The organism is Rahnella sp. 1L-D-7-B-C2, from assembly GCF_057290995.1.
The window spans coordinates 1-4,811 of record NZ_JBXAVQ010000036.1 but is presented as its reverse complement, the minus strand read 5'-3'; the positions used below and the strand labels follow the sequence as shown (position 1 = coordinate 4,811).

At 55.3% G+C, this 4,811-nt stretch carries 4 protein-coding genes; all 4 read right to left on the bottom strand.

Going from position 1 to position 4,811, the window contains the following annotated elements; all coding sequences use genetic code 11:
• Window positions 1-31: 31 nt before the first annotated feature.
• The 4 genes from AC0Z7K_RS24230 to AC0Z7K_RS24215 are packed head-to-tail and all read right to left on the bottom strand — an operon-like array spanning window position 32 to window position 4,591.
• Window positions 32-1,879, bottom strand: coding sequence for a diol dehydratase reactivase subunit alpha (locus AC0Z7K_RS24230; protein ID WP_049273371.1), 1,848 nt, complete (start codon window positions 1,877-1,879; stop codon window positions 32-34).
• 12 nt (window positions 1,880-1,891) lie between these two features.
• Window positions 1,892-2,323 (bottom strand): diol dehydratase small subunit, encoded by a 432-nt coding sequence (locus AC0Z7K_RS24225; protein WP_049273372.1) that lies wholly within the window; start codon window positions 2,321-2,323, stop codon window positions 1,892-1,894.
• The gene (locus tag AC0Z7K_RS24220) at window positions 2,320-2,910 is read right to left on the bottom strand and encodes a propanediol/glycerol family dehydratase medium subunit (RefSeq protein WP_049273373.1); all 591 of its coding nucleotides are present in this window, start codon (window positions 2,908-2,910) and stop codon (window positions 2,320-2,322) included. Before AC0Z7K_RS24220 ends, AC0Z7K_RS24225 begins: the two co-directional genes overlap by 4 nt.
• Window positions 2,911-2,923: 13 nt before the next feature.
• Window positions 2,924-4,591 (bottom strand): propanediol/glycerol family dehydratase large subunit, encoded by a 1,668-nt coding sequence (locus AC0Z7K_RS24215; protein ID WP_049273390.1) that lies wholly within the window; start codon window positions 4,589-4,591, stop codon window positions 2,924-2,926.
• Window positions 4,592-4,811 lie beyond the last annotated feature (220 nt).

Below are 4,811 nucleotides of genomic sequence, written 5' to 3'. Positions count from 1 at the left end.
GTTTCATTAACATACCGCGACTAACTTATATTTATCTGTCATCGCAAACCCGGTCATTATCTGTATCGCAGCGATACACGAGTCCGGTTGCCACCGCATTACGCGGGCCTTCCGTTCCGCGAATGTTGCCCTGCCCGGCGACCACACCATAATGGGATAACGCATCGGTGATCATTTGCGGGATTTCGAAGTCCAGCGATGATCCGCCTACCAGCACCACAAAGGCCATGTCACGGATTTCGCCCTCCGGCGAGACCTGCCGCAGAGCCCGCAAGCAGTTGGTCACAAAAACTTTTTCTTTTGCCTGTCGGCGCACCAGACGGATTTTTTCCAGCGAAGTGTGATTATCAATCGGGATCAGGGTGCCGTTTTTGATATACACCACTTTAGCGAACACGGCCGGGCTGAGCGGTTCGCGGAAAAACTCCACCGCCCCATTTTCATGGCGAATACTGAACAGGCTTTCAACTTTGGCGAGCGGGTATTTCTTAATCTCCTCCGCCAGCGTCAAATCGCTTAATCCAAGCTCGGTTTTGATAAGCAGGCTGACCATATTGCCCGCCCCCGCCAGATGCACCGATTTTATCTGCCCTGCTCTATTGATGGTGGCGGAATCCGTAGAACCCGCGCCTAAATCCAGGATAGCCAGCGGTGTGTCGCTCCCCGGTGTGGTGAGCGCCCCGGCAATCGCCATATTGGCCTCCACGCCGCCCACTTCCACACGGGTGTTTAAACGTTGGCTGAGTTCGCGCGCAATGACCTCCATTTGCAGTCGGTCAGATTTCACCATAGCCGCAATGCCCACGGCATTTTCCATCGAGAACTCATCCGCCAGCCCGCCCTGAACTTTGCAGGGAATAAACGTGTCCACGGCAAGTAAATCCTGAATAAAGACCTCATGGGCACCGTGACCGCTCAGGGAAGCCATCACCTGGCGCACCCGTTCCAGCATCCCGCCAGCGTGGGTGCCGGGTTCACCGCGAATATCGCAAATTGGGGCACACCCGGCGACCGCGCGCATAATCGACTCGGCTCCACGTGCCACATCCGCCTGGACGGTACGTTTTTCCCCACGCACGGTGATATGCCCCGCCGGGATCACCCGCGATTTCACATCGCCTTTCGGCGTTTTCAGCACCACCGCCGAACGGTTGCCGATAAGCGCTCTCGCCACGGGCACAATCATCCGTGTCTCTTCCGGGGTGAGCGCAAACCAGGTGGCGATGCCATAGGGATTAGACAACAGCGAAATCACCTGCCCGGTCGCCGCCACTTCTACCGCCGCCAGCACGCCTTCGGGTACCTGGTCGATAAGCGTCACTTCATCAACAATCGGCAAGGTACGCTGCAGGCGATTATTGATCAGCACGCCGTCATCCTGCTGGAGGATCACCGCCACCACGTTGATGCCCAGCGTGAGGGCCTCATTCAGTTGCCAGGCGGCATCCATAAAATCGACCTGATGGTCCACCAGCGGTATCCATCCGCTGCTGTATTCTTCGGGCGTCAGCGCGTCCAGATTTTCCAGACGGATCGTGGTCCCAACGCCCAGTCCCTCACCGCCCGGCGTCTGGGGGTTATGCCCAATCATCGTCGATTCGGTGATTATGGTTTCGGTAATGGTCTCCATCGCCACATCGCCAATGACCGGCGCGGCCTCATTCAGACAAATGAGCGCCACATCCTGCTGACTGCGCCCGGCTTTATCCAGCGCCTGCATGAGTGAACCAACCACCCCGCTGATGTTGTCCCGCGTCCCTTTCGTTCCGGTCGTCGGCACAATTCCGCTGGTAAGAAATCGCAGCCCCTGGCTGGTGGACTCGGCCAGGGCGACCTCTGTCGTGGCGTTGCCAATATCAATCCCCGCAATCAATGCCATATCAGCTCGCCCTTATGCTTCTTTTTTACGCAGCTTATCGCGCTGGCGATAGATTTCTGCCGATTCGCGAATAAACGCGGCGTTAATCGTCGCCTGATACTGGTTTTCCAGTTCATCGGCAATCGCCAGCAGCTCCTCGGTGGAAGAACGATAGGGGCGCAGCGCATTATAGATTTCGAGGATCCGGCTATCAGGAATAGCAATTAACTCCCCGGCGCGGCGCAGGTTGCGGGCGATAGCATGGCGCTGCATCTGTTCTGCGATTTGCGCCTGATACTCCAGGGTTTCCCGTGAGATACGCACATCCTGTGGGCCTATCTTTCCGGCGAGAACATTTTCAAGCGTGATATCGGTAAGTGGTTTTCCGGTCGGCGTCTGGATACGCTCCGGGCAGCGGGTTGCCAGCGGGTAATCTGCGGCCGTCATTGTGGTTTTCGTGGTCATTTTTCCTCCCGGATAATTTCAATATTCAGCGCAACGGGTTTGGCATCTGGCACCACATGTTTTGTCTCTTTGATGTGGAACAACGCCGCCTTCGCCATAAATTTCGGGCGCACCATCTGGTCATTCACCACCGGCACCGGCGAGGGCGATTCTTTACGGGCATAGCGCGCGGCGTTTTTGCCAATCTGACGATAGGTTTCGAGCGTTAACAGCGGAGCCTGAGAGAACAGCTCCAGGTTACTGAGCGGCAACAGATCGCGTTGGTGGATAACCGTTGTCCCTTTAGACTGGATACCGATTCCAATCCCCGAGCCGCTGAGATTTGCCGCATCCCAGGACATAAAAGAGACATCCGAGGTGCGCAGGATCCTGACCACTCTGGCATGCAGCCCCTCTTCCTCAACGCCCGCCACCAGCTCTTTGATAATTGCTTTATGCGGCATATCAATGAGGGTTTGATGCTGAAATTTATCAAATGCCGGGCCAACGCCAATGACGACTTCATCGGCACGTTCACCCGCACCGGCAACGCCGTTTTCAACCAGAGTCAGGGTAAAAACCGGGCTCTTTTTCTTTTTCGTTTCCATGATGCAGTTCCCCTTACTCGATGCTGTCAGGCTGGATAACCGTGGCAATGTTTTTGATCTCTTCCCAGCGTTCCGGGGAGATTCGGTAACCCGTACCCGGCCCCTGGTAATCGTTGACATCGTTTACGGCGCTGACCACGTCAAAATCACGGTCGAGGATCGCGGAGGTTTGCAGATAATCCCCGGTCACACGCTGGCGCAGCATATTGAGAATATTGTCAGCCACATCATCAAATCCGTTAACGCTCAGGGCCTTAACAATATCCAGCCCGGTGATATTGCGCTTCATCATCTCTTCCACTGCGCCCAGATCTTCCACCACATTACGCGCCGGCATGTCTTTACTGCCGTGCGCATAGGTCGCCGCCGTCACTTCTTCATCGGTCACCGCAGGCAGCCCCAGTTCACGGAATACGGCCTGTACCGCGCGGGCCGCTTTATTGCGGATGGCGATGGTCTCTTCTTCCGATACCGGACGCAGACCGCCATCGACCATCAGGTCACGTTGCAGAATGTTGTAATCATCAAAGTCTTCCGCGTCGAAATTCGACCCGGCAAACATGTTGTCGTAGTTCGGTACGGCGCTATAGCCTGAGAAGATAAAGTCCGTCCCCGGCAGCATCTGCATCAGCGTGCGTGCCGTGCGGCGAATATCAGAGTGGGAGAACGTCTGGTCATTGGCGGAGGCCACTTCCAGGTCGAGCATGGAGGCAATCAGGTTTTCCGCCAGCACCGCACGAATACCGGAAGGTACCGCCCCGGTCATGCCAATGCAGCTTACCGCGCCATTTTGCAGCCCCTGCACCCCGGCACCTTTGGTGATAAAGATGCAGCGCGACTCCAGGTAAAGCATCGATTTGCTCTCGGAATATCCCATCAGCGCTTCCGAGCCTGTGCCAGACGTGTAGCGCATTTTCAGCCCGCGAGACGCGTAGGCAGACGCCAGAAAGGCTTTCGACCACGGTGTGTCATCGCCATCGGTGAACACCGCTTCAGTACCGTACACGGAGACGGTTTCCGCATAGCTGGTAAACCCGCGCATACCCAGCTCCAGTTCGGTGGCTTCTTCCACTGAGCACTGGGTTAATACGCCAGGACGGCCAGATTGCGAGCCCACCAGCAACGCCAGTGCATTAAACGGCGCATAGCGGGCAATGCCGACGGTGGTCTCCTGTTCGGAGAATCCGCGGATCCCCGCTTCAGCGGCATCCGCTGCAATTTGCACCGGGTTGTCTTTAAGATTGGTCACATGACACTGATTGGAAGGCGTACGCCGCGCGCGCATTTTCTGCAACGCCATCATCATTTCCACCACGTTCATGTGGGCCATCACTTCCACCGCTTTCGCCGGGGTGATGGCGGTGGTGATGTTAATGATTTCTGCCCGCCCCACGTTGATATCCACCAGCATGCGTGAAATCGTCAACGCATCCAGGGCCATTGCGCGTTCTGTCTGTTCAATGTTGATGGCGTAATCGGCGATAAACCGATCAATCATGTCGAAATCGGCACGGGCTTTGCCGTCCAGTTCAACAATGCGCCCGTTTTCTACTTTCACGGAAGATGGCGGGTCCCAGGGGCTACCCATTGCAATCAGCCCTTCTTCAGGCCATTCACCAATCAGGCCATCCTGGTTAACTGGCCGCTTTTCGAGGACTTCGAATCGTTTTGATCGTCTCATTTTGCTCTGGCTCATAAGATTAAAAAATTGTGCCCGGTAGTGCTCTCCGGGTGAGAATTACCGGCAACTTAAAGGGCGCAGCGCAATAAAAAAATTAAATAAATTTGGTTTCATTTTGGGACATCTTTTTGTTAATCCGTTTCACAGTGGAACGCATTAAAACAGCCTCACAAATAAATGTGATACACGACCGACGTCAAATCAAAATAGTGCTAAAAAA

Bases quoted from the DNA above. Each gene is read 5' to 3' on its own strand.
- AC0Z7K_RS24230 (WP_049273371.1), bottom strand. From the start codon at position 1,879: ATGGCATTGATTGCGGGGATTGATATTGGCAACGCCACGACAGAGGTC.
- AC0Z7K_RS24225 (WP_049273372.1), bottom strand. From the start codon at position 2,323: ATGACCACGAAAACCACAATGACGGCCGCAGATTACCCGCTGGCAACC.
- AC0Z7K_RS24220 (WP_049273373.1), bottom strand. From the start codon at position 2,910: ATGGAAACGAAAAAGAAAAAGAGCCCGGTTTTTACCCTGACTCTGGTT.
- AC0Z7K_RS24215 (WP_049273390.1), bottom strand. From the start codon at position 4,591: ATGAGACGATCAAAACGATTCGAAGTCCTCGAAAAGCGGCCAGTTAAC.